Origin of the sequence: Shigella sonnei (assembly GCF_002950395.1) — a bacterium.
GTDB lineage: Bacteria > Pseudomonadota > Gammaproteobacteria > Enterobacterales > Enterobacteriaceae > ECMA0423.
This window is the reverse complement of the sequence record NZ_CP026802.1, coordinates 4,122,293-4,146,105: the sequence shown is the minus strand read 5'-3', so window position 1 is coordinate 4,146,105 and position 23,813 is coordinate 4,122,293. Positions and strand designations below refer to the sequence as shown.

The 23,813-nt window shown below is 53.2% G+C and carries 21 protein-coding genes and 3 pseudogenes; 4 read left to right on the top strand and 20 right to left on the bottom strand.

The annotated features are described in order from the left end of the window. Positions 1–137 precede the first annotated feature (137 nt). From gntU to C1P89_RS21385, 5 genes and pseudogenes are all read right to left on the bottom strand, one after another. Positions 138–1,478 (bottom strand): gluconate transporter, encoded by a 1,341-nt coding sequence (gntU, locus tag C1P89_RS21405; RefSeq protein ID WP_000210100.1) that lies wholly within the window; start codon positions 1,476–1,478, stop codon positions 138–140. Between the two features lie 3 nt (positions 1,479–1,481). After that, a complete protein-coding gene (gntK, locus tag C1P89_RS21400; RefSeq protein ID WP_000108330.1) occupies positions 1,482–2,009 on the bottom strand; it encodes a gluconokinase in 528 nt (175 codons plus the stop codon). 138 nt (positions 2,010–2,147) lie between these two features. Beyond that, a complete protein-coding gene (gntR, locus tag C1P89_RS21395; protein ID WP_000730258.1) occupies positions 2,148–3,143 on the bottom strand; it encodes a gluconate operon transcriptional repressor GntR in 996 nt (331 codons plus the stop codon). A gap of 223 nt (positions 3,144–3,366) precedes the next feature. Continuing rightward, complete coding sequence (yhhW, locus tag C1P89_RS21390; protein ID WP_000639811.1) at positions 3,367–4,062, bottom strand: quercetin 2,3-dioxygenase; 696 nt, start codon at positions 4,060–4,062, stop codon at positions 3,367–3,369. A 122-nt stretch (positions 4,063–4,184) separates the two neighbouring features. Next, positions 4,185–5,223 (bottom strand): annotated as a pseudogene (locus tag C1P89_RS21385) (oxidoreductase). Positions 5,224–5,556: 333 nt separating this feature from the next. On the opposite strand from C1P89_RS21385, the gene yhhY reads away from it, so the two are divergent. After that, positions 5,557–6,021 carry an N-acetyltransferase gene (gene yhhY / locus C1P89_RS21380; protein ID WP_014334077.1) on the top strand — a complete coding sequence of 155 codons (465 nt, stop codon included), beginning with the start codon at positions 5,557–5,559 and terminating at the stop codon, positions 6,019–6,021. 33 nt (positions 6,022–6,054) lie between these two features. After that, a protein-coding gene (locus C1P89_RS21375; RefSeq protein WP_094096600.1) for an IS1-like element IS1A family transposase occupies positions 6,055–6,752 on the top strand; the annotation gives its coding sequence in 2 pieces (ribosomal slippage) (positions 6,055–6,304 and positions 6,304–6,752; 699 coding nt in all). An 8-nt stretch (positions 6,753–6,760) separates the two neighbouring features. On the opposite strand, the pseudogene ggt reads toward C1P89_RS21375, so the two are convergent. After that, positions 6,761–8,245 (bottom strand): annotated as a pseudogene (gene ggt / locus C1P89_RS21370) (gamma-glutamyltransferase); the annotation flags it as partial. A 119-nt stretch (positions 8,246–8,364) separates the two neighbouring features. Here ggt and C1P89_RS21365 point away from each other — a divergent pair. Next, entirely contained in the window at positions 8,365–8,805 is a 441-nt protein-coding gene (locus C1P89_RS21365; RefSeq protein WP_000825996.1) for a DUF2756 family protein, read from the top strand. On the opposite strand, the gene ugpQ is transcribed toward C1P89_RS21365, so the two are convergent. The 10 genes and pseudogenes from ugpQ to livK form a co-directional block, all read right to left on the bottom strand. Beyond that, positions 8,792–9,535 (bottom strand): glycerophosphodiester phosphodiesterase, encoded by a 744-nt coding sequence (gene ugpQ / locus C1P89_RS21360; RefSeq protein ID WP_000073597.1) that lies wholly within the window; start codon positions 9,533–9,535, stop codon positions 8,792–8,794. The two genes, C1P89_RS21365 and ugpQ, sit on opposite strands and share 14 nt — an antisense overlap. Beyond that, complete coding sequence (gene ugpC, locus C1P89_RS21355) at positions 9,532–10,602, bottom strand: sn-glycerol 3-phosphate ABC transporter ATP binding protein UgpC (RefSeq protein ID WP_000907798.1); 1,071 nt, start codon at positions 10,600–10,602, stop codon at positions 9,532–9,534. The genes ugpQ and ugpC overlap by 4 nt, the downstream gene beginning before the upstream one ends. A gap of 1 nt (position 10,603) precedes the next feature. Continuing rightward, positions 10,604–11,449, bottom strand: a complete 846-nt coding sequence (ugpE, locus tag C1P89_RS21350; protein ID WP_000572164.1) for a sn-glycerol-3-phosphate ABC transporter permease UgpE — start codon at positions 11,447–11,449, stop codon at positions 10,604–10,606. Next, positions 11,446–12,333, bottom strand: a complete 888-nt coding sequence (gene ugpA, locus C1P89_RS21345; protein ID WP_000099299.1) for a sn-glycerol-3-phosphate ABC transporter permease UgpA — start codon at positions 12,331–12,333, stop codon at positions 11,446–11,448. The genes ugpE and ugpA overlap by 4 nt, the downstream gene beginning before the upstream one ends. 97 nt (positions 12,334–12,430) lie before the next feature. Further along, a pseudogene (gene ugpB, locus C1P89_RS21340) lies at positions 12,431–13,495 on the bottom strand (sn-glycerol-3-phosphate ABC transporter substrate-binding protein UgpB); the annotation flags it as partial. A 283-nt stretch (positions 13,496–13,778) separates the two neighbouring features. Next, positions 13,779–14,492 (bottom strand): high-affinity branched-chain amino acid ABC transporter ATP-binding protein LivF, encoded by a 714-nt coding sequence (gene livF / locus C1P89_RS21335; RefSeq protein WP_000416895.1) that lies wholly within the window; start codon positions 14,490–14,492, stop codon positions 13,779–13,781. A gap of 1 nt (position 14,493) precedes the next feature. Continuing rightward, positions 14,494–15,261, bottom strand: a complete 768-nt coding sequence (livG, locus tag C1P89_RS21330) for a high-affinity branched-chain amino acid ABC transporter ATP-binding protein LivG (RefSeq protein WP_000082110.1) — start codon at positions 15,259–15,261, stop codon at positions 14,494–14,496. Beyond that, positions 15,258–16,535, bottom strand: a complete 1,278-nt coding sequence (gene livM / locus C1P89_RS21325; protein ID WP_000803788.1) for a branched chain amino acid ABC transporter permease LivM — start codon at positions 16,533–16,535, stop codon at positions 15,258–15,260. Before livM ends, livG begins: the two co-directional genes overlap by 4 nt. Continuing rightward, the gene (livH, locus tag C1P89_RS21320; protein WP_001295111.1) at positions 16,532–17,458 is read right to left on the bottom strand and encodes a high-affinity branched-chain amino acid ABC transporter permease LivH; all 927 of its coding nucleotides are present in this window, start codon (positions 17,456–17,458) and stop codon (positions 16,532–16,534) included. Before livH ends, livM begins: the two co-directional genes overlap by 4 nt. 47 nt (positions 17,459–17,505) lie before the next feature. Next, a complete protein-coding gene (gene livK / locus C1P89_RS21315) occupies positions 17,506–18,615 on the bottom strand; it encodes a high-affinity branched-chain amino acid ABC transporter substrate-binding protein LivK (RefSeq protein ID WP_000827696.1) in 1,110 nt (369 codons plus the stop codon). A 423-nt stretch (positions 18,616–19,038) separates the two neighbouring features. On the opposite strand from livK, the gene panM reads away from it, so the two are divergent. After that, positions 19,039–19,422 (top strand): aspartate 1-decarboxylase autocleavage activator PanM, encoded by a 384-nt coding sequence (gene panM, locus C1P89_RS21310; RefSeq protein WP_000778788.1) that lies wholly within the window; start codon positions 19,039–19,041, stop codon positions 19,420–19,422. A 198-nt stretch (positions 19,423–19,620) separates the two neighbouring features. On the opposite strand, the gene livJ is transcribed toward panM, so the two are convergent. The 4 genes from livJ to ftsE form a co-directional block, all read right to left on the bottom strand. After that, positions 19,621–20,724, bottom strand: a complete 1,104-nt coding sequence (livJ, locus tag C1P89_RS21305; protein ID WP_001021996.1) for a branched chain amino acid ABC transporter substrate-binding protein LivJ — start codon at positions 20,722–20,724, stop codon at positions 19,621–19,623. A 270-nt stretch (positions 20,725–20,994) separates the two neighbouring features. After that, a complete protein-coding gene (gene rpoH / locus C1P89_RS21300; RefSeq protein WP_000130217.1) occupies positions 20,995–21,849 on the bottom strand; it encodes an RNA polymerase sigma factor RpoH in 855 nt (284 codons plus the stop codon). Between the two features lie 244 nt (positions 21,850–22,093). Then, on the bottom strand, positions 22,094–23,152 hold the full coding sequence (ftsX, locus tag C1P89_RS21295) for a permease-like cell division protein FtsX (protein WP_001042003.1): 1,059 nt from the start codon (positions 23,150–23,152) through the stop codon (positions 22,094–22,096). After that, positions 23,145–23,813 carry a cell division ATP-binding protein FtsE gene (gene ftsE, locus C1P89_RS21290; protein WP_000617722.1) on the bottom strand — a complete coding sequence of 223 codons (669 nt, stop codon included), beginning with the start codon at positions 23,811–23,813 and terminating at the stop codon, positions 23,145–23,147. The genes ftsX and ftsE overlap by 8 nt, the downstream gene beginning before the upstream one ends.

Here is a 23,813-nt window from a genome sequence, read left to right as displayed (position 1 = left end):
CTTCTCCCTCGTCCGTTAACGCAGTGATTAGAACGGATAATGTTCCGGTCTTTTTGCGAGAGAGATCAAAAAGATGAAGACAGGAGATAAGAGAAATGAATTACTGCGAGCAAGCTCGCAGTAATTTGTCGCAGTAATTAACTCAACAGCTGGAACGCAATCATCCCAACAATGGCACCAACAGTGCCGAGGATGGTTTCCATCATGGTCCAGGTTTTCAGCGTTTCGGCTTCGGTCGCGCCGGTAAATTTACCGAACAACCAGAAACCAGCGTCGTTAACGTGGCTGACAACAATCGAACCACCGGCGATACAAATCGACAGCGCCGCCATTTGCGCACCGGAATTGTTCAGTTGTTCAATGACCGGCATCACCAGCCCCACCGCCGTTAAACAGGCAACGGTGGCAGACCCCTGAATGATGCGCACTGCAGCTGCCAGCACGAAGCAGGTGATAGCAATCGGCAGGCCCATGCCGGTTAACGCTTCGCCCAGTGCCGGACCTACGCCAGAGTCAACCAGCACCTGTTTGAACACGCCGCCTGCACCAATCACCAGCAGAATGATCCCCGCCGGTTGCAGCGCGTGACCGCAAATCTCCATCACTTTGTCTTTTGGCATGCCCTGACGCATTGCCAGGCCATAAATCGCTACCAGACAAGCAACCAGAATCGCGGTAAACGGATGACCAATAAACTCGAACCATTCGTAAGCGGTAGAGCCTTCTGGCACAAAACGCGCGGCAATGGTTTTCAGCCCCACCAGCACCAGCGGCAACAGGATCAGCGACAGGCTGAATCCGAAAGATGGCATTTTACCTTCGCCGAGATGCGGCTCGCTGATGTCGTCAGGAATATGCAGCTCAACGTAACGGCTGATGAAGTTACCCCACAGCGGCCCGGCAATAATCATTCCCGGAATTGCCGCACACAGGCCAATCAGGATCATCCAGCCAAAATCGGCGTTCATCTGCGATGCCAGCAGCATTGGCGCTGGCCCTGGCACCAGGAACGCCGCCGCTGCCGCCACGCCTGCGAATAATGGGATTATCAGCTTCACCAGGTTCGTATCGGTGTGGCGCGCCATTGAGAAAGCAACGCTAATCAGCAGAACAATCGCCACTTCAAAGAACAGCGGTAGCGCACAGACCAGCCCCGCAAGGCCGATGGCATAATGCGCGCGGCTGTGACCGAAGGATTTGAGCATTTTGACGGCAATCTGATCGACTGCGCCGGTTTCATGTAAGATCTTGCCAAACATAGCTCCCAGGGCGACAACCACCGCCAGGAAGCCGAGGGTGCCTCCCATCCCTTTTTCCATCGTCGCTGCGATTTTATCGAGCGGCATACCGGAAAAAAGGCCAGCCCCCATGGACACCACCATCAAAGCCAGGAAAGCGTGCATACGCGCCTTCATGACTAAAAACAGCAGCAGTAAAACAGACCCTACTGCTGTTAAAACAAGCGTTAATGTAGTCACTACTTATTTGCCTTTTTTAATAACCTCAATGGTGCTTGCCACAACACCTTCCAGCGGTTGATCGATATCCACCACCAGTACATCGGTTTCGTCCGCACCCGGCTCCTGCAGCGTTTCAAACTGCGTCACCAACATTTGGGTTTTAAAGAAATGGCCTTTGCGCGCTTTCAGGCGGCTTTCAATCACGTCAAAATCGCCTTTCAGGTAGATGAAAGAGAGATTCGGATTACCTTCACGCAGCAAGTCGCGATAGTGTTTTTTCAATGCAGAACAGACGATCAGTGACACTTTATTAGTGCGCTGCATAGCAAACGCGGCGTCGTTCAGCGCCTGCAACCAGGGTTTGCGATCGTCGTCATTCAGCGGTTCGCCAGACGCCATTTTTTCGATATTGCGCCGTGGATGGAGGAAATCGCCATCAAGAAACGCGGCATGAAGTTGATGCGCCACTTCACTGGCGACCGCAGATTTGCCGCTGCCCGATACGCCCATCAAGACGTAAATGTGGTGATCATGGTTAGTCGTGCTCAAAGTGGTGCCCCCACAATACAAGAATTAAAAATGTTACGGGTAACTGTTATCGGTAACATTGTCCAGCCGGACAATATCAGAAGCAATATCCATCCGTGCCTTAAGTGTATAAGTGTGAGCTACTTCAAATTTGTAGGCTTAAATAGATCCGCCCGGTGACAAGGTGAAACCTAAATCTAACATTTTCGGTGTCACAGATTCGCCACGAATACGCGCCAGCAGGCGTTCAGCGCCAATACTGCCCATCCGCTCACGCGGCGTCAGCACGCTCGCTAACCGCGGCTCCATCACCTGGCCAATGTCATGACCGTGGAAACCGGCAATCGCCATATCGTCAGGAACCTTCAATCCCAGACGCTGACATTCAAACGCCGCGCCGACCGCCAGGTCATCGTTGGTACAGAACACGCCATCCAGCTGCGGATATTCCCGCCGCGCCTGGCGAATCAGTTCAATACCGGAAGAGTAAGAAGAAGATTGCTCAACCATCACGCTATACGGCACCAGACCTGCATCCAGCATCGCCTGTTCGTATCCCTTCTGTTTGATGATAGTACGTTCGTCGAGACGCGCGCCGAGATAGGCAATGTGGCAATGCCCGCGAGCAATAATGGCGGTGGTCATCTGGCGTGCCGCTTCAAAGTTATCAAAACCGACGGCGATATCGAGGCACGGCGACTGGCTGTCCATGAGTTCCACCACCGGGATCCCCGCCACTTCAATCATCTTTAAGGTGCGCGGCGTGTGGGTACGTTCGGTGAGGATCAGTCCGTCGATATTCCAGGAGAGCATGGATTCGAGACGTTCTTGCTCCATTTCCGGTTTATAACCGTAGTGAGCCAGCATGGTCTGATAACCGTGCGCGTCGGTGACGCTTTCGATTCCGCGTAATACTTCCGCGAAAACCTGGTTGGTGAGAGAAGGTAACAGGACGCCAATCGCCCGGCTGGTGGCGTTAGAGAGGATATCGGGCGCACGATTGGGAATATAGCCCAGTTCATCAAGAGCGGCGGCAATCTTGCCGCGTAGAGCGACGGAAACCTGCTCCGGGTTGCGTAAAAAACGGCTGACCGTCATTTTGGTCACGCCTACACGGTCAGCCACATCCTGAAGTACGGGTCTTTTCTTTTTCATCGTCCTGAAGGTACAAAAGAGATAGATTCTCTTAGTTTAACACGGACGCATCAGAACCTTCCCGGGGAAAACAGTGCTTGTTTACAATTATTAGATATACACTAAATCAATTGCATCGCATTGTGCTAACGACGCGGTAAAACCCCGGAAGCGTGCATCAGCACGCGACCGGAGCGAGCGAGGAAGCCTGCAAAAAGGCAGGCTTCAAAGATGCCGTTGAGTTTTAAACCGGCGGCAGATCGAACAGTAACACTTCGCTGTCGCTATCCGCATGGATGGAGATTGCCTGCTCATCCCAGATTGCCAGACCATCGCTGGTCGAGGCTTTCACGCCGTTAATGGTGACATTGCCTTTCACCACCTGGATCCAGACGCGGCGTTCAGCGGCAATCTGATGCACCGACTGCTCATCTTTCAGCAACGCCCAGCGGTACAGTTCCATATCCTGATGCACTTTCAATGAACCATCTCGCGCATCCGGCGAGAGCACCAGCTGTTTGCCCTGTACGGCATCGAAGCGACGCTGTTCATAACGCGGCGTAATACCGTTTTCTTCAGGCATGATCCAGATCTGATACAGATGCAGACGCTCGGTGCTGCTTGGGTTGTACTCTGAGTGACGAATACCCGTACCCGCACTCATAATCTGGAACTCACCCGCCGGAACCTGCTCTTTATTGCCCATGCTGTCCTGATGCTCAACAGTACCTTCCAGCACGTAGGTCAAAATTTCCATATCTTTATGCGGGTGAGTGCCGAAGCCCTGCCCTGCTTCAATCACGTCGTCGTTAATCACGCGCAGCGCGGAGAAGCCCATAAAGTTCGGATCGTAATAGTTGGCAAAAGAGAAAGTATGCCAGGAGTCCAGCCAGCCATGATTTGCATGACCACGTTCATTTGCTTTGCGTAAGTAGATCATTTGTATTCGCCCCATGAATGATTTCGATGGGCTTAGTGTGGACCCGATCTGCCTGGGATGATAGAGGGTGAAAATTGACCCCTCTGTTCAAAAAAATTGAACTATTCGAGGGGCCATCAAACTTACTTCGCGAGAGTCACTGTGGAGGGAGAGGCTTGCTCAAATCCGCGTTCAAGGATTTCCAGATTGGTAAGAACTTCAGATTCCTTGACGTAATTTGGCGCACCGTGGGTGATGGTTTGATACAACGCATCATAAACGCGCCCGTAATCGCCCATCTCCGGCTTCATCTCTTCTCTGACCGTCACGCCCTCGTCATTGACATACTCCAGCACACCGACCGAATCATCCGCTGCGAATCCCGGTTCGCCCGGCATAATATTAGCCTTCAGGCTGGTTTCCTGCTGGTCGATACCGTATTTAATAAACGAACCTTTCTTACCGTGAACGATAAATTTCGGATAATCGATTTTCACCAGATGGCTGGTTTTGACGATGGCTTTCAGGTCGCCATAAAACAGTTGCGCTTCAAAGGTGTCGTCAGGATTGGCTTTATTACGCAGGCTGCAGATGTCATAAGCGACGTGATCCGGGCGACCGAACAGAGAAATAATCTGGTCCATCGTATGCACACCAAGGCCATAGAACGCGCCATCCTGCGGCAACCCAGGTTTGGTTTCTGCCACCGGGCGGTAATAGTCAAAATGGCTTTCCACTTCAACAATCTCTCCCAGCTTACCGCTTTCAATCGCTTTTTTCGCCGTCAGGAAGCAGGAATCAAAGCGACGATTCTGATATGGCGTGACGGTCAGCCCTTTGCTTTTCGCCAGTGCAAACAGCTCTTTCGCCTGCGCAAGTGTCGGAGTGAACGGTTTTTTCGACCAGCACATTTTTCCCGGCTTCCAGCGCGCGCTTCGCGTACTCGAAGTGGCTGTCCGCATGGGTGCAGACAACAACCAACTTAACATCGGGATCGTTTAGCACTTCGTCGAGATCGCTGGTGAAATGGATATGAGAGTAAATGGGAGCCTGTTCTTCCGGCTTCGCATGGCGACGAAAAATATGCGCGACATGCCAGCTATCCTTGCGGTTAAGTACATACGGCAGATGGTAACGGGTGGTGCTTTTGCCGAAGCCAATAAAGGCGCAGTTGATGACCATGATTTCGTCCTTTTTAAGGTGGTTATTTACACCTTAGCGCAAAGCGGACGTGGTTCCTACTGGAGTGCGCATAACGAACACAAGCACTCCCGTGGATAAATTGAGAACGAAAGATCAAAAAAAAAGCCAGCACCCGGCTGGCTAAGTAATACTGGAAGCAATGTGAGCAATGTCGTGCTTTCAGGTTCTCCGCGAGGGTCTTCCTGATCGCGAGACAATAATAATCATTCTCATTCGCACTTGTCCAACACTTTTTGCAAAAAAAATGCATTTGACTCGCATTTGAAAGTCAATGATGTTGAAAGGGACATTTACCCCAAAGAGGACAAAGGAATGAGTGAGATAGTAATACGCCACGCAGAAACACGGGATTACGAGGCCATCAGGCAGATTCACGCCCAGCCGGAGGTGTATTGCAACACACTACAGGTGCCTCATCCTTCCGATCATATGTGGCAGGAGCGACTCGCCGATCGTCCCGGCATCAAGCAACTCGTCGCCTGTATTGATGGAGACGTCGTGGGCCATCTCACCATTGACGTGCAACAGCACCCACGCCGCAGTCATGTTGCCGATTTTGGTATCTGTGTCGACTCTCGTTGGAAGAACCGCGGCGTCGCCAGCGCCCTGATGCGAGAGATGATTGAAATGTGCGACAACTGGTTGCGGGTAGATCGCATTGAACTAACCGTGTTTGTCGATAACGCCCCGGCAATTAAGGTCTATAAAAAATACGGCTTTGAAATTGAAGGGACTGGTAAGAAGTACGCATTGCGGGTGATGCTGCCAACTTACTGATTTAGTGTATGATGGTGTTTTTGAGGTGCTCCAGTGGCTTCTGTTTCTATCAGCTGTCCCTCCTGTTCAGCTACTGACGGGGTGGTGCGTAACGGCAAAAGCACTGCCGGACATCAGCGCTATCTCTGCTCTCACTGCCGTAAAACATGGCAACTGCAGTTCACTTACACCGCTTCTCAACCCGGTACGCACCAGAAAATCATTGATATGGCCATGAATGGCGTTGGATGCCGGGCAACTGCACGCATTATGGGCGTTGGCCTCAACACGATTTTACGTCACTTAAAAAACTCAGGCCGCAGTCGGTAACCTCGCGCATACAGCCGGGCAGTGACGTCATCGTCTGCGCGGAAATGGACGAACAGTGGGGCTATGTCGGGGCTAAATCGCGCCAGCGCTGGCTGTTTTACGCGTATGACAGTCTCCGGAAGACGGTTGTTGCGCACGTATTCGGTGAACGCACTATGGCGACGCTGGGGCGTCTTATGAGCCTGCTGTCACCCTTTGACGTGGTGATATGGATGACGGATGGCTGGCCGCTGTATGAATCCCGCCTGAAGGGAAAGCTGCACGTAATCAGCAAGCGATATACGCAGCGAATTGAGCGGCATAACCTGAATCTGAGGCAGCACCTGGCACGGCTGGGACGGAAGTCGCTGTCGTTCTCAAAATCGGTGGAGCTGCATGACAAAGTCATCGGGCATTATCTGAACATAAAACACTATCAATAAGTTGGAGTCATTACCTGCAGCACGGTGGTAATAATCCGACTCCCGCCAGGACTACCGGTAACCAGCCAAGTTTTACCGTCTTTCACCACAATGGTTGGTGACATCGATGACAGCGGACGTTTATTCGGCCCGACGGCGTTGGCATCACCGCCCACCAGCCCGTAAATGTTCGGTACGCCCGGTTTGGCGGAGAAATCATCCATCTGATTATTAAGCAGAATACCGCTCTCGCCCGCGACAATGCCCATACCGAAGGTGGTGTTCAGCGTATAGGTCACCGCCACCGCGTTACCGTCTTTATCCACTACAGAGTAATGGGTAGTTTGATTACTCTCATAAGGCGCAAGCTTGCCAGGGCGAATCTCACTGGACGGCTTCGCTTTGTTGATATCAATTTGATCGGCAATGGATTTGGCATAGGCTTTATTGGTCAGTGCCTGCCACGGGACTTTGACAAAATCCGGGTCGCCAAGATATTCCGAGCGGTCGGCGTAGGCGTATTTCTCCGCTTCTGCCATGATTTGCATCGCATCGGCGCTGCCAAAGCCGTATTTCTTCATATCGAAGTTTTCCAGAATATTGAGGATTTGTACGATATGGATCCCGCCGGAGGATGGCGGTGGCATGGAGTAAACCTGATACCCGCGATAATCGCCGCTTATCGGAGTGCGTTCGACCGCTTTATAGGCCGCTAAATCTTCTTTAGTGATCAAGCCACCGTTTTTCTGCATCTCCTGGGCGATCTGTTCCGCAATCGTGCCTTTATAGAATTCGTCCGGGCCGTTTTCAGCAATCATCTCCAGGCTCTTTGCCAGGTTCGCCTGCACCAGCGTGTCGCCCTTTTTCAGCGGCTCGCCCTCTTTCCAGAAGATAGCTTTACTGTTTTCGTGATTCGGCAACACTTCGCTACCGTAGGTTTTGAGATCGTCAGCCAGCGCGTCGTTAACGATAAAACCATCGCGTGCCAGTTTAAACGCGGGCTGCACGACTTTGTTCAGCGGCATGGTGCCGTATTTATCCAGCGCCAGCGAGAAACCTGCTACCGTACCCGGTGTGCCGGAAGCCAGATGCGAAGTGAGTGATTTTTTGCTGTCCGGGTTGCCCTGATCATCGAGGAACATATCGCGGGTCGCTTTGGCGGGTGCCATTTCGCGGAAATCGATAGCCGTGGTATTGCCATTTTTCGAGCGGATTAACATAAAACCACCACCGCCCAGATTCCCTGCCTGCGGATGCGTTACCGCCAGCGCGTAGCCCACCGCCACGGCGGCATCAACGGCATTCCCGCCCTCCTTGAGGATATCCACCCCCACCTGAGTGGCAGTGGCGTCCACAGACGCTACCATTCCCTGTTTCGCGCGTACCGGGTGGAAGACATCTTCCTCCACACCATACGAGACGGGCGGCGCAGGAGGCGCGGCGGCGGCGCTAAAACAACTTCCTGAGAGCAGAGCAGCAATGGCCACCCGGCGTAAAAACGTCGGTTTTATCATCGTTATTCTCCAGAGATTAAGGGGCAACCCCAGCTAAGCCTGGTATATAACTCTGAATTAATCATCGTTTTGTCGGGAAGCGAGTAAACTTAAAGGATATCTTCAGAGGAGGATACGCGATGAAACGACTTCTGATTCTTACGGCACTCCTGCCGTTTGTCGGCTTTGCACAGCCCATTAATACTCTGAACAACCCTAACCAGCCGGGGTATCAGATACCCAGCCAGCAGCGGATGCAAACCCAGATGCAGACTCAGCAAATCCAGCAAAAAGGGATGCTGAATCAGCAACTGAAAACGCAAACTCAGTTGCAACAGCAGCATTTAGAAAACCAGATAAACAATAATTCTCAGCGGGTGTTGCAGTCACAGCCGGGGGAGCGAAATCCCGCCCGGCAGCAAATGCTGCCCAACACCAACGGCGGGATGTTAAACAGCAACCGTAATCCGGATAGTTCGTTGAATCAGCAGCATATGCTGCCGGAAAGGAGAAACGGCGACATGCTGAATCAGCCCAGCACGCCGCAGCCTGACATTCCGTTGAAAACTATTGGGCCGTAAAGTTCGGACCAATCACGTCAATCGCATCGGTACAGATGCAATCCACGCCCCAGCGCAGCAACTCTGCCGCGCGCTGGGGTTTATTGACGGTATAAACCAGAATCCGTAATCCGGCGTCTTTCAACTGCATCACTCGCGCTTTATCGAGTAACTTATGATTGAGATGAATAGAGACGCAGCCCAGCCGCGCGGTCAGTTCGCGCCAGTCGTCGCGCCACTCATCAAGCAATAAACCACGCGGCAGTTCCGGTGCCGCCTGTTGTGCAGCTTCTAAAGCATCAATCTCAAACGATGACAGCAGCGGCGGCGTCATACCGGCCCACAGTTGGCGTGCCGCCAGCGCCACCATTTTGCCCGTTAATGGTCCAGTGCCAGTGGTGGGTTTGATTTCGATATTCGCCATCATCCCGTGTTCGCGACAGCGTTCCGCCACCTGCGAAAGCAACGGCAGCGGCTCACCTTTAAACGCTTTGCTGTACCAACTGCCCGCATCCACGCGCAGTAAATCCTGCCAGTTCAGTTCACCCGCGACGCCCCAGCCGTTGCTGGTGCGTTCGAGATTGTCGTCATGGAGCAGGAAGATCTCGCCATCTTTCGATAACTTCGCGTCAAATTCGATCATCTTATGACCGTATTTTGCCCCGACGTCGATTGCCGCCAGGGTGTTTTCCGGGGCCAGCTTACCGCCGCCACGATGAGCGACGATGCGGGGATAAGGCCAGTTACTCATACTCGTTGTCCTGTTTCACCATCAAAAAGATGCAGCTGATTTTCCGCCAAATGCAGCCACAGCGTGCTGCCTGCCGTCGGGCGCTCCTGATGCGCCAGTCGCACCACCAGCTTCTGCTCGCCCCAGCGTCCGTGCGCCAGGTTATCTGCGCCGAGGATCTCCAGCGTGTCCATCACCAGCGGCACACCACCTTCTGCCTGCGAGCTTAGCGCTATATGTTCCGGGCGAATGCCGAGAGTCATTTTACGCCCGGCATACTGACGGTAGCCACCGTTTAGCGGTAGCACGATACCGCCGTCCAGTTCGAAATGCGTGCCTTCATTATTCACGCGGCCTGTCAGCAGGTTCATCGCCGGGCTGCCGATAAAACTCGCCACAAACAGGCTGGCGGGCTTTTCGTAGACTTCAACTGGTGTGCCAATCTGTTCGGCAACGCCACCGTTCATCACCATTACTCGCTGGGCGAGCGTCATCGCTTCAACCTGATCGTGAGTAACGTAGAGTGAAGTCGTTTTCAGGCGACGGTGCAACTGTTGCAGTTCAAGACGCATCTGCACGCGCAGCTTGGCATCGAGGTTAGAGAGCGGCTCATCAAACAAGAACACCGCCGGATCGCGCACAATCGCGCGGCCCATCGCCACACGCTGGCGCTGACCGCCGGATAGCTCACGCGGACGACGCTTAAGCAGACCGTCCAGTTCCAGAATGCGCGCCGCTTCTTTAACGCGCTCGGCAATTTGCTGCTTGCCCATGCCGCGAATTTTCAGCCCCCACGCCATGTTCTCCTCTACGCTCATATGCGGATAAAGCGCGTAATTCTGGAACACCATCGCAATCCCGCGATCTTTCGGCTCCATTTCGGTCACGCGCTGGTCGTTGATCCAGATATCGCCTTCTGTCACCCGCTCCAGCCCGGCAACCATGCGCAGCAGCGTCGATTTCCCGCAGCCAGACGGCCCGACCATCACGATAAATTCGCCATCCGCCACATCAAGGGTCAGCGGTTTAATGACCTGGGTTTTGCCATCCCAGCTTTTGGTTACTGCCTGTAATTTCAGTCCTGCCATCTTATTTCTCACTATCGACCAGGCCGCGCACGAAGGCACGCTGCATCACTAAAACAATCACCACCGGAGGGATAAGCGTTAACAACATCGCCGCCATTACCGAGTTCCATTCCGTGGTGCCTTCGCCTGTAGCGATCATCCCTTTGATCCCTGCCACGGTGGTGCCGAGATCAACGTCGGTAATAATCAACAACGGCCACAAATACTGATTCCAGCCGTAGATAAAGGTGATCACAAACAGCGCCGCCAGATTAGTTTTGGACAACGGAAAAACGATGTCGCAAAAGAAACGCATTGGTGACGCGCCGTCGATCCGCGCGGCTTCCACCAATTCATCCGGTAGGGTCATAAAGAACTGGCGGAACAGAAACGTGGCGGTCGCCGAGGCCATCAGCGGCAGCGTTAAACCGGCGTAGCTGTCGAGCATTTTCAGGTTGGCGATGACTTCCACCGTCGGGAAGATACGTACTTCAACCGGCAGCATCAGGGTGATAAAAATCATCCAGAAGAAGAGGTTACGTAGCGGAAAACGAAACCAGACAATGGCAAATGCCGAGAGCATCGAGACGGTAATTTTGCCGAGCGTAATGCTGAACGCCATCACAAAGCTGTTAAGCAACATCCGCCAGAACGGCGCGCTATTCGTGCCTACCCCGTTAACCCAGATGTTGTGGATATTTTCCAGCAGATGTGTGCCGGGGATGAGCGTCATCGGCGCGGCATAGACGGCCTGTTTATCCAGCGTCGCCGCGACAAACGCCACGTACAGCGGGAAGAGGATCACCGCGATCCCGAGGATCAGCATGGTATGGCTGAATATCGTCAGCCACGGACGGTTCTCAATCATTGGTAACGCACCTTGCTTTCAACATAGCGGAACTGCACCACCGTCAGCACGATGACGAGGAACATCAACACCACCGACTGCGCGGCAGACGAAGCCAGATCCAGTCCGGTAAAGCCTTCGCGGTAGATCTTATAAATCAGCGTAGTGGTGGCCTGAACCGGCCCGCCGGACGTGGCGGCGTCGATCACCGGGAAGGTGTCGAAGAAGGCGTACACCAGGTTCACCACCAGCAGGAAGAAACTCACCGGAGCGATAAGCGGCAGAGCAATCTTAAAGAAGCGGCGAATCGGCCCTGCGCCGTCAATAGCTGCGGCTTCAATCAACGAACGGGGAATGGAGTGCAGCGCGGCATAGAAGAACAGAAAGTTGTAGCTGATTTGCTTCCACACCGAGGCAAACACCACCAGAAACATTGCCTGACCGCTGTTTTGCGCGTGGTTCCAGTCGTAGCCGAACTCAGCGAGAAAATGGGTGATCAGCCCGCGACCGGGGTTAAACAGGAAGATCCACAATACGGCGGCAACGGCGGGAGCCACGGCATACGGCAGCAGCATCAAGGTTTGATAGAAACGGCTGCCGCGCACGATGTACTCCACCAGCGCCGCAAAGAACAGCGATACCAGCAAACCGCTGACGGTGACAAAGGTGCTGAATTTTATCGTCGTCCAGAAGGAGTCTAGATAGTAGCTGTCATGGAACAGCGTGACGAAGTTATCCAGACCGACAAACTGGCTGGAGAAACCAAACGGATCGACGCTTTGCCGCGAGTACCACAACGCTTCGCCCGCAGGCCAGATAAAAAAGATAACGGTGATGATGAGCTGCGGCGCGACCAGCAGATAAGGCAGCCAGCGCGAGCGGAACACCGGACGGGATGATGACATTACGGTTAATTCCTGAACTGTGCCGGATGCGCTTCGCTTATCCGGCCTACACGCGATGCCAGGTCAGATAAGCGAAACGCATCCGACATTACACTGATTAAGACTTCGTCGATTTCTCAAAGCGGCGCAGCAACTGATTTCCACGCTCAACGGCGGTATCCAGTGCCTGCTGTGGTGTCTTCTTACCGGTCCACACGCTCTCCAGCTCTTCATCCACAATCACGCGGATCTGCGGCATGTTGCCCAGACGCAGCCCTTTGGTGAACGGCAACGGCGGCTTATTCAGCATCTGACGCGTCGCGGTATCCGCCCCTGGGTTTTTCTCATAAAAGCCCTGCTCACGGGTCAGGTCATACGCTGCTTTGGTGATTGGCAGATAACCGGTTTTCTGATGCCACTCGGCAGCGTTTTCTGGCTTCGCGAGGAAGTCGAGGAACTTCGCCACGCCGGTATACGTTTCTTTATTTTTGCCCTGCATCACCCACAGGCTGGCCCCGCCGATAATGGCGTTTTGCGGTGCATCTTTCGCATCGGCGTCGTAAGGCATCATGCCTACGCCATAGTTAAATTTGGCGTACTCACGAATATTAGCGAGAGAACCGGAAGAGGCGGTGGTCATCGCGCAATCACCGTTATAGAACTTCTCGGTGGATTCATCCTTACGACCGACGTAGCTGAAGTCGCCCTTCTTGTTCATCTCTTCGAGCATGGCAATGTGTTTCACCTGCTCCGGCTTGTTGAACTCCAGCACCGCGTCCGTGCCGTCAAAGCCGTTGTTTTTGCTGGCAAACGGCAGACCGTTCCAGGCGCTAAAGTTTTCCAGTTGGATCCAGCCCTGCCAGCCGCTGGCGTAGCCGCACTTCATACCGGAGGCTTTCAGTTTTGCGGAAGAGTCCGCCAGATCCTGCCAGGTTTTCGGCGGCTGTTCCGGGTCTAACCCCGCTTTCTTGAAGGCGTCTTTGTTGTAATAGAGAACGGGAGTCGAGCTGTTGAATGGCTGGGAGAGTAAGTGGCCCGTTTTGCTGTCGGAGTAGTAACCGGAAACCGTCGGCACAAACTGCGACTCATCGAATTGAATCCCTGCCTCTTTAAACACGTCATATACCGGTTTAATGGCTTTCGATGCCATCATGGTGGCGGTGCCAACTTCATAAACCTGCAAGTAAGGTGTCAGAAAGATGACAAGGCGGTGACGGCGTGGGTGAGGGAAAATGGGAGATGGGGCACGGATAAGCGGAAAAATAGAAGGTCTGAATCAAACTCTACAGATTACTCATCGTTTCATGCCGGATGCGGCGTAAACGCCTTATCCGGCCTACAAGATCGTGCAAATTCAATATATTGCAACTCACCCAGTAGGCCTGATAAGCGCAGCGCATCAGGCAATTTTACATTTGTCACCTGTCTCAAAGGAGTCTTTTGACTCCTTATCAATCAACGTGTTATTACCCGCCTAAATACGCACTTCTCACCGCTTCATTCGCCAGTAGTGCATCACCAGTATCGGAGAGCACCACATGGCCGTTTTCCAGCACGTAGCCGCGATCCGCCAGCTTTAGCGCCTGGTTGGCGTTCTGCTCGACGAGGAAGATAGTCATCCCCTGCTCGCGCAGCTGCTCGATGGTGTCGAAAATTTGCTGGATGATAATCGGCGCAAGACCAAGCGATGGCTCATCAAGTAGCAGCAAACGCGGGTTGCTCATCAGCGCGCGACCAATCGCCAGCATTTGTTGCTCACCGCCGGACATGGTGCCTGCCCGCTGAACACGGCGCTCATGCAGACGTGGGAACAGTTCATACACCCACTTTATGCGCTCCTGGAACTGGTCGCGTTCGGCAAAAAAGCCGCCCATCGCCAGGTTCTCTTCCACCGTCATCCGCGAGAAGACGCGACGCCCTTCCGGGACAATCGCTACCGCTTCGCGCATGATTTTCGCCGTCTGCCAGTCGGTAATGTCTTTATCATCAAACACAATTCGCCCGCTGGTAGCGCGCGGATCGCCGCATAACGTGCCGAGCAAGGTGGTTTTCCCCGCCCCGTTCGCGCCAATGAGGGTGACAATCTCGCCCTGATTGATATGCAGGCTCACCTCATGCAGCGCCTGGATTTTGCCGTAGTGGGCGCTGACTTTGTCAAAGGACAACATGACTTTTTCCATCTTATGCCTCACCTAAATAGGCACGGATCACGTCCGGGTTATTACGGATTTGCTCCGGCGTACCGTTTGCCAGTGGCGTCCCCTGATTGACCACATAAATTCGGTCTGAAATCCCCATCACCAGCTTCATATCGTGTTCAATCAACAAGATAGTGGTGTTGTGATGATTGCGCAGTTCGGCAATCAGCTCATCCAGCTCTTTGGTTTCTTTTGGGTTAAGACCTGCCGCCGGTTCGTCGAGCATTAAAATCTCCGGCTGCGTCACCATGCAGCGGGCAATCTCCAGACGGCGTTGGTCACCATAGGCCAGGTTACTCGCCTGACGGTTGGCGTGTTCCAGCAAACCAATGCGCTCAAGCCAGGTGGCGGCGCGGTCGAGCGCTTCGCTCTGGGCGCGACGGAAAGAAGGCGTTTTCAACAGGCCAGAGAACAGCCCGGTTTTCAGTTGTTGATGCTGCGCCACCAGCAGGTTTTCAATTACCGTCATTTCACGGAACAGACGCACATGCTGGAAGGTGCGCACCACGCCCATGCGGGCAATTTGCTGCCCCGGTAAACCTTCCAGGTGCTGATTGCGCAGTAAAATGGTGCCGCCGGTGGGTTTGTAGAATCCGGTCAGACAGTTAAAAACCGTAGTTTTTCCGGCACCGTTAGGGCCGATTAACGAGACGATCTCCTGCGGGTACAGTTCAAGATTGACGTTGTTCACCGCCAGCAGGCCGCCGAAGCGCATCATCAGGCCGTTCACAGATAATAATGGCTGACTCATGCCTGCTCTCCTTTCGCTGCGCCGTTTTTCAGCTTCAGTTGCGGGCGCGTCATGGGCAGCAAGCCCTGCGGACGCCAGATCATCATCAGCACCATCAAACCACCGAGCATTAACATGCTGTATTCGTTGAAATCACGCATCAATTCGCGCGATACCACCAGCAAAATTGCCGCCAGAATCACCGCAAACTGCGATCCCATACCGCCGAGCACCACTATCGCCAGTACAAACGCCGATTCAGCAAAGGTGAAGGATTCCGGGCTGACAAAGCCCTGGCGCGCAGCAAACAGCGTTCCGGCAAAACCGGCAAACGCGGCACTGATGGTAAAGGCAGTCAGCTTGATACGACGCGGGCTTAAGCCCAGCGAACGGCAGGCGATCTCATCTTCACGCAACGCTTCCCACGCACGCCCCAGCGGCATCCGCAGCAGGCGGTTAATGACAAACAGGCTTAGCACCACCAGCAGCAACGCCACCAGATACAGGAAGATGACGCGATCGGAGGGATCGTATTTCAGGCCAAAGAAATTACTGAACGTGTCCCAACCGCCTTCACGGGCGGTACGGCTGAACTCAAGGCCGAAGAAAGTCGGTTTCGGGATCTGACTGATACCGTTCGGGCCGCCGGTAATTTCGGTGTTATTGAGCAGCAATATGCGCACAATTTCGCCGAAACCGAGGGTAACGATCGCCAGATAATCACCGCGCAGACGCAACACCGGAAAACCAAGCAGGAAGCCCGCCGCCGCTGCCATCAGTCCGGCAATCGGCAAACAGGTCCAGAACCCCAGACCGTAATAGTGATTGAGCAGCGCAAAAGTGTAAGCGCCGATGGCGTAAAAACCGCCGTACCCCAGCACCAGCAGACCAGAAAGACCAACAACCACATTCAGCCCGAGACCGAGGATAATGTAGATCATGGTCAGAGTGGCGATATCCACCGTCCCACGTGACACCATAAACGGCCACGACACCGCAAGCACCAGCAGCGCCACGAGGAACAGTTTCTGCTTCACCGTGGAGCCATCAATCGCGGGCAGAATAAACTTCGGCCCGGAAACGCTTTTTAGCCCTTTCTGGAAAGCAGGTCGCAAAAGCTGGAAGAAAAAGACCACCGCCGTGCCGATAAACACCCACTGCCAACGGACATCCGAAGCGCTGTCGACCACCAGTTTGGTGCCATCCAGCTCCAGTTGCACGCCCATAAAGACGCCAGCGAGGACAAAGAACATCGCGGCAGAGAGCAGTGCCATTGCAATATGCATCGGTTTCATACTTTCTCTACCTCCGGGCGACCCAGAATACCGGTCGGCATCACCAGCAGCACCAGAATCAGCAGGGCGAATGAGACCACATCTTTATATTCCGTACTCAGATAGGCAGAAGAGAGCGCCTCCGCAATCCCCAGGATCAGCCCGCCAATCATCGCCCCTGGAATGCTGCCAATCCCACCGAGCACCGCAGCGGTAAAGGCTTTCATCCCGGCCATAAAGCCGATATAGGGGTTAATGACGCCGTAGAACTGACCGAGCAGTACGCCAGCCACTGCCGCCATCGCCGCGCCAATAACAAAGGTCAAAGCAATCACCCGGTCGGTGTTGATGCCAAGCAGGCTCGCCATTTTCAGATCTTCCGCGCAGGCACGGCAGGCGCGCCCCATACGGGAATAACGAATGAAAATCGTCAGCGCCAGCATGGCGAGGAAAGTAACAATCCAGATCACTGCCTGCATGGTGGTAATAGAGGCAGAGAAGTTTTCGCTATGCCCCACCACCCACTGACCGTTAAACAGACTGGGCAGCGCCACGTCACGCGAACCTTCGGTCAGGCTAACGTAGTTTTGCAGGAAGATGGACATGCCGATTGCCGAGATGAGCGCAATCAGGCGCTTAGAGTTACGCACCGGGCGATAGGCTACCCGTTCGATACTCCAGCCGTAGGCGCTGGCAATGACGATTGCGCCGACGAATCCCGCCGCCACCAGCAGCCAGCCGGTATCAATGCCCATCATCATCAGTGCGGCGATGATCATAAAGGAGACATAGCTACCAATCATGTAAACCTCGCCGTGGGCGAAGTTGATCATGCCGATAATGCCGTAAACCATGGTGTAGCCGATGGCTATCAGCGCGTAGGTACTGCCCAGCGTGACGCCGTTAAACATCTGCTGCAAGAAATATAAAAACTGCTCAGACATAAGGTAACCTTTCTAAACCCGCCCGCATTTCACGGGCGGTGGGATGATCACTTGGCTGCCGTGGATGAACCATCGGCGTGCCACTGGAAGACACCAAAATCAAATCCCTTAAGATCGCCTTTTTCATCCCAGTTCAGCGGCCCAATCACGGTGTTTGCACCGTTAGCTTTTAAATCTTTCACCAGCGCCAGCGGCTCATCGCTGCCAGTACGCTCAAGGGCAGTCGCCAGAGATTGCACCGCCGCGTAGGTGATCCAGACATAAGGCCCGGACGGATCTTTCTTGTCTGCTTTCAGCGCATCAACGATGCCCTGGTTTGCCGGATCCTGGTCATAGCGTTTTGGCATAGTGACCAACATGCCTTCGGCAGCATCGCCAGCAATATTCGACAATGATGCGTTACCCACACCTTCCGGCCCCATAAACTGAGTTTTCAGGCCAACGGAACGGGCCTGGCGCAGCATCTGCCCCATTTCCGGGTAGTAACCGCCGTAGTAAACGAAGTCGATGTTTTCTTTTTTCAGGCGGGCGATCAGCGCGGAGAAATCTTTCTCCCCGGCGGTAATACCGTCGAAGAAGACGACGTTGGCGTTAGCCGCTTTCAGCCCGTCCTGCACCGAACGCGCCAGCCCTTCGCCATACTGTTGTTTGTCGTGAATGATGGCGATGCGCTGGGGCTTCACCGTCTCAAGAATGTATTTTGCCGCCGTTGGCCCCTGGGAAGAGTCCAGCCCGGCAGTACGCATAATGTGTTGATAACCGCGTTGGGTCAGCTCCGGGTTGGTCGCTCCCGGCGAGATCATCAGAATACCTTCGTCTTCGTAGATATCTGATGCAGGTTGGGTAGAAGAAGAACACAGATGACCAATAACGTATTTAATGCCGTCATTAACGATTTTGTTGGCGACCGCAACGGCTTGTTTCGGGTCGCAGGCGTCGTCATATTCCACGCCAACCAGCTTGTCGCCCTTAATTCCCCCTTTGGCATTAATGTCTTTAATCGCCTGACGCGCGCCGTTAAATTCCATATCGCCCCACTGGGCAATCGGGCCGGACATCGCGCCGACAACGGCGACTTTAATATCGTCAGCCATAGCGGTGTGTGAAATTGCCAGTGCAATCATCCCTGCGATGATAGTTTTCGCATTCCGTTTCATAGTCAAAAATCCCCATTCGTGATGTTGTGTTGCTTTGTTTTTATGTGTTAACAAATCAGACTGTTCTTTTTTTATACTGCACTGTTTTTGCCTGTCTGATTAAGGGTTTAGCGCAGTATTTTGTGATAACAGTGATTAAAATCCCTATTTTTCAGTCGATTAAGAACAGATAATATTCTGAATTTATTGATAGATAAACAGAAAAAAGTGCCTTTGTCAGCATAAAATAACGGCACAAAGGGCGGAATAATTCACTACCATTCAGGGGATTATGCTGGGTATTTTTCATTCTCTAATGTTTTAACTTTGTAATTATTGCTGTTAAAAAATTAATCACCTGCCAAAAGAAATAAAAAAGAGAAAGCCTCCGATTAAATTATTTCGCTACACTGGTTCCACTTTTGTGATTTACACGGGTTACCCATGAAGCTGACCATCATTCGATTAGAAAACTTTAGCGACCAGGACCGGATTGACCTGCAAAAGATCTGGCCGGAGTATTCCCCTTCCTCTTTACAGGTTGACGATAACCACCGTATCTACGCCGCGCGTTTTAACGAGCGCCTGCTCGCTGCCGTACGGGTAACCTTAAGCGGCACCGAGGGAGCACTGGATTCCCTGCGTGTGCGGGAAGTCACCCGACGTCGCGGTGTGGGGCAATATCTGCTGGAAGAGGTTTTGCGTAACAATCCTGGCGTTTCATGCTGGTGGATAGCGGATGCAGGCGTGGAAGATCGCGGTGTGATGACAGCGTTTATGCAGGCACTGGGATTTACGGCGCAACAGGGCGGCTGGGAGAAGCGTTAATCGTCAAGTTGATTTCAAAAGTGATGACCAACGAGAAATTGCCTGATGCGCTACGCTTATCAGGCCTACAATGTGTGTTGCAATTTACTGATTTCTTTGGATCTTATAGGCCGGATAAGGCGTTTACGCCGCATCCGGCATGAAGCAACGTACTCGATATTAGCAATTTGGCGGCAACCCAAAGTTGCCGATTAATGATTACTTCGCATCTGTCGCCGTGCCGTTGGCGTGCCAGTCAAATACGCCGAACTCAAAGCCTTTCAGATCGCCTTTCTCATCCCACGTCAGCGGTCCCATTACGGTATCCACGGAGTTCGCTTTCAGGTATTTGGCGATTTCAGCCGGATCGTCAGACTGATTCAGGCCCGCCTGCAAAGATTGCAGCGCGGCGTAGGTGGTCCAAACGAATGCGCCGCTTGGGTCCTGTTTTTTCGCTTTGATCGCGTCAACAATGGGTTTGTTTGCCGGAACCTGATCGTAGTTCTTCGGCTTGGTCACCAGCAGCCCTTCCGCTGATTCGCCCGCAATGTTAGACAGCGAAACGTTAGCCACACCTTCCGGCCCCATAAACTGAGTTTTCAGCCCTGCCGCGCGTGCCTGACGCAGGATTTGCCCCATTTCCGGGTGGTAACCGCCGTAGTAAACGAAGTCGATATTCTCTTTCTTCAGACGCGCCACCAGCGTAGAGAAATCTTTTTCCCCGGCGGTGATACCATCAAAGAACACCACGTTAGCATTGCCTTTCTTCAGGCCGTCCTGCACCGCTCGTGCCAGACCTTCGCCGTATTGCTGTTTGTCGTGAACGATAGCAATACGCTGCGGTTTCACTTTCTCAAGAATATATTTCGCCGCCGTCGGCCCCTGGTCGGAGTCCAGGCCGGTGGTGCGCAGGATCAGCTGATAGCCACGGGCGGTCAGCTCCGGCGCGGTTGCCGCTGGGGTGATCATTAAAATGCCTTCGTCTTCGTAGATGTCAGACGCAGGCTGCGTTGATGAAGAACAGAGGTGACCAATCACATATTTAATGCCGTCGTTAACGACTTTGTTCGCCACCGCAACCGCCTGTTTCGGGTCACAGGCATCGTCATATTTTACGATTTGCAGTTTGTTGCCTTTAATGCCGCCTTTAGCGTTGATATCCGCAACCGCCTGCTCTGCGCCGGTAAACTCTTGGTCACCGTACTGCGCAACCGGACCGGACATTGCGCCCACGACCGCGACTTTAATATCTTCTGCCAGAGCCATATTGCTGAATGCCAGCGCGATACATCCTGCCAGTAACGCTTTACCCTTTATGTTCATCCTGAGAATCCCCATTCTTCTGGTTATTACGTGTGTTGTGATGTTGTTGTTCAGCACTTTATTTCGTTTTATGCATGGCTACCCGTGCTTTAGCAGCATACTCTGCTAAAACATACCCGATTTTTATGATATTGGAATAGCTATTTTGACAGTTTATTAACAATCTGCGTGGGGATTGGCGTTTTGCCGGAGGGGAAATTGATTATTGTAGAGGCCCAAAAAACAAAAACCCCGGACTCGCATCCAGGGTTCTCTGCTTAATAGCGGAAATTACGCTTCTATAGCAGCGCGCAGTTTTTTCATCGCGTTCTTTTCCAGCTGGCGTACACGTTCAGCGGAAACACCGTAACGGTCAGCCAGTTCCTGCAACGTGGACTTGTTGTCTTCGTCCAGCCAGCGCGCGCGGATGATGTCCTGGCTGCGTTCGTCCAGACCTTGCATCGCGTCGGTCAGACGGTTTGCCGCCTGCTCTTCCCAGTTATCATCTTCGATGCCGTCGGCAAAGTTAGATGATTTATCCTGCAGATAGAGCACCGGTGCCATCGGCTGGCTGTCGGAATCGTCGTCGGAAGACAGGTCAAAGGTCATGTCCTGTGCCGCCATACGTGATTCCATCTCACGAACGTCCTTGCTGGTTACGCCCAGTTCACGGGCCACCATTTCGACTTCATCCTGGTTAAACCAGCCCAGACGCTGCTTGGTTTTACGCAGGTTGAAGAACAGTTTGCGCTGCGCTTTGGTGGTCGCAACTTTGACGATACGCCAGTTACGCAGAACGTATTCGTGGATCTCTGCTTTGATCCAGTGAACGGCGAAGGAGACCAGGCGCACACCCACTTCCGGGTTGAAACGGCGCACTGCTTTCATCAGGCCGATGTTACCTTCCTGAATCAAATCCGCCTGTGGCAGGCCATAGCCCGCATAATTACGAGCAATATGAACAACAAACCGCAGGTGAGACAGGATCAGCGTTTTAGCTGCTTCCAGATCGCCATGGTAATGCAGCTTTTCAGCCAGCGCCCGCTCCTCGTCAGCCGACAACATCGGCCACGCGTTAGCTGCCCGGATGTAGGAATCCAGGTTGCCAACTGGGGCTAAAGCTAAACTTTGCATTTTGTCAGTCATTCAAATCCTCTCAATCGATATCTTCTGGCGCTTCAGTGGTAGCAACAACTGTGCCAGAGCTTAAGAGCAACGAGGTTATCATCCACTGTTTTATCAGACAGTGATTTTATCCACAAGTTCAATGCAAGCTTGTGAATAAATTACGCACAAAATGTGACATAGAGATGAAATACCGGGAAGAGACAACGGGATCTCTTTCCCTGCTACGGAACCCATTGCAGGGAAAGAGTATAACACGCTTTTATTATTCAGGCGTAAAGTGGCGTAAATGTTGTACCGTGGCAAGCCACGCTGCCACCCAGCCAATCATCGAGCATACCAGCAGCAATAGCAGGCATTCATCGAACGATAAACCATTGATATCAAACTTCGTTCCGAAAACCTGTGCCACTTCCGCAACCGCCGATGACAATCGCAGCACCAGAATTTCTGACAAAATTAATGACAACAATGCGCCAGAAAATCCCAGCAGTGCGCCACCATACAGGAACGGGCGAAGGATGAAACCATCCGTCGCACCAATCAGTTTCTGCACGTTGATGGAGTCACGGCGAGCAAAGATGCTCAGACGTACGCTGTTGCCGATGACGAGGAACACTGCCGCCACCATCAACACGCCGATCATCGCCGAAACGCGCCCGACCAGCCCGGTCAACGCCGCCAGACGGGCAAACCAGCTGTCATCCATCCGCACTTCGTCAATGCCGTTAATCTGCGTGATACGATCACGCAGCGTATTGAGTGATTCCGTCCCCTGAAAATCGAGTTTCGGGATCACCACCGCCACTGCCGGAAGCGGGTTTTCTTCCAGCATATCCAGCGCACCACCAAAACCAGACCAGTTACGGAACTCGCCCAGTGCGTCTTCACGAGAAAGATAGTTCACTTTCTCCACGCCTTGCTCGGCCTGCAACTGTGCCACCACGCCCGCAGCGGCGTCATCGTCCAGCGTTTTTTGCAAGTAAACAGTGATTTGCGGTGACGGATAATACTGCGTCGCCGCCTGATTAACGTTTTTGTACACCATATAACAGACGCTGGGCAGCGTCAGGGAGATGGCGATAACCATCACCGTTAAAAACGTGGCGAACGGTTTGCTTTTCAGATCCTGCAATGCGCCGTGGAAGGCATAGCGCACCTGTTCGTTGAAAACGTTGGTTTTGCGATTTACCGGTTTTGGCGAGGATTTCGCGCGTTTCGGTGCGTTACGACCGCCGTCGCCTGAGCCGCCGACCGATTTACGGAAGCGATCCAGACGCCCACCAAACTGCCGAATATGATTGATTGCATCGCGCTTATTCATGGCCCACGCCTCCATGCAAGTGACCATCGCTCAGGGTGAGCATGCGATGGGAACGCCGTGAAATCAGGTTGATGTCGTGCGTTGCCATCAATACGGTTACCCCAACGCGGTTAAACTCTTCAAACAGACGTAGAATCCCTTCCGACAACGCGTCGTCCAGGTTACCGGTCGGTTCGTCCGCCAGCAGTACCGCGGGCTTATTCACCACCGCGCGGGCAATGCCAACACGCTGTTGTTCACCGCCGGAAAGCTGAATAGGGAAGTTCTTCGCTTTGTCCAGTAGCCCGACTTTATCCAGTGCCGCCGACACCCGGCGACGAATATCGTCACCGCTGGCACCAGCGATAATCAGCGGGATCGCCACGTTATCGTAGACAGTACGGTCCATCAGTAGATGGTGATCCTGGAAAATCATGCCAATCTGGCGGCGCAGAAACGGAACTTCACGGTTTTTCAGACGCGTGATGTCATGGCCGCTAAACCAGATTTTCCCGGCGCTGGGCCGCTCAATCCCACAGATCAGCTTCAGGAGGGTACTTTTCCCTGCGCCGGAATGACCGGTCAGAAACGCCATCTCACCCGGCTGCATATGGAACGTAACGCCCTGCAGCGCCTGTCTCCCACCGAGATAAGCCTTGCTGACATGTTCAAAGCGAATCAT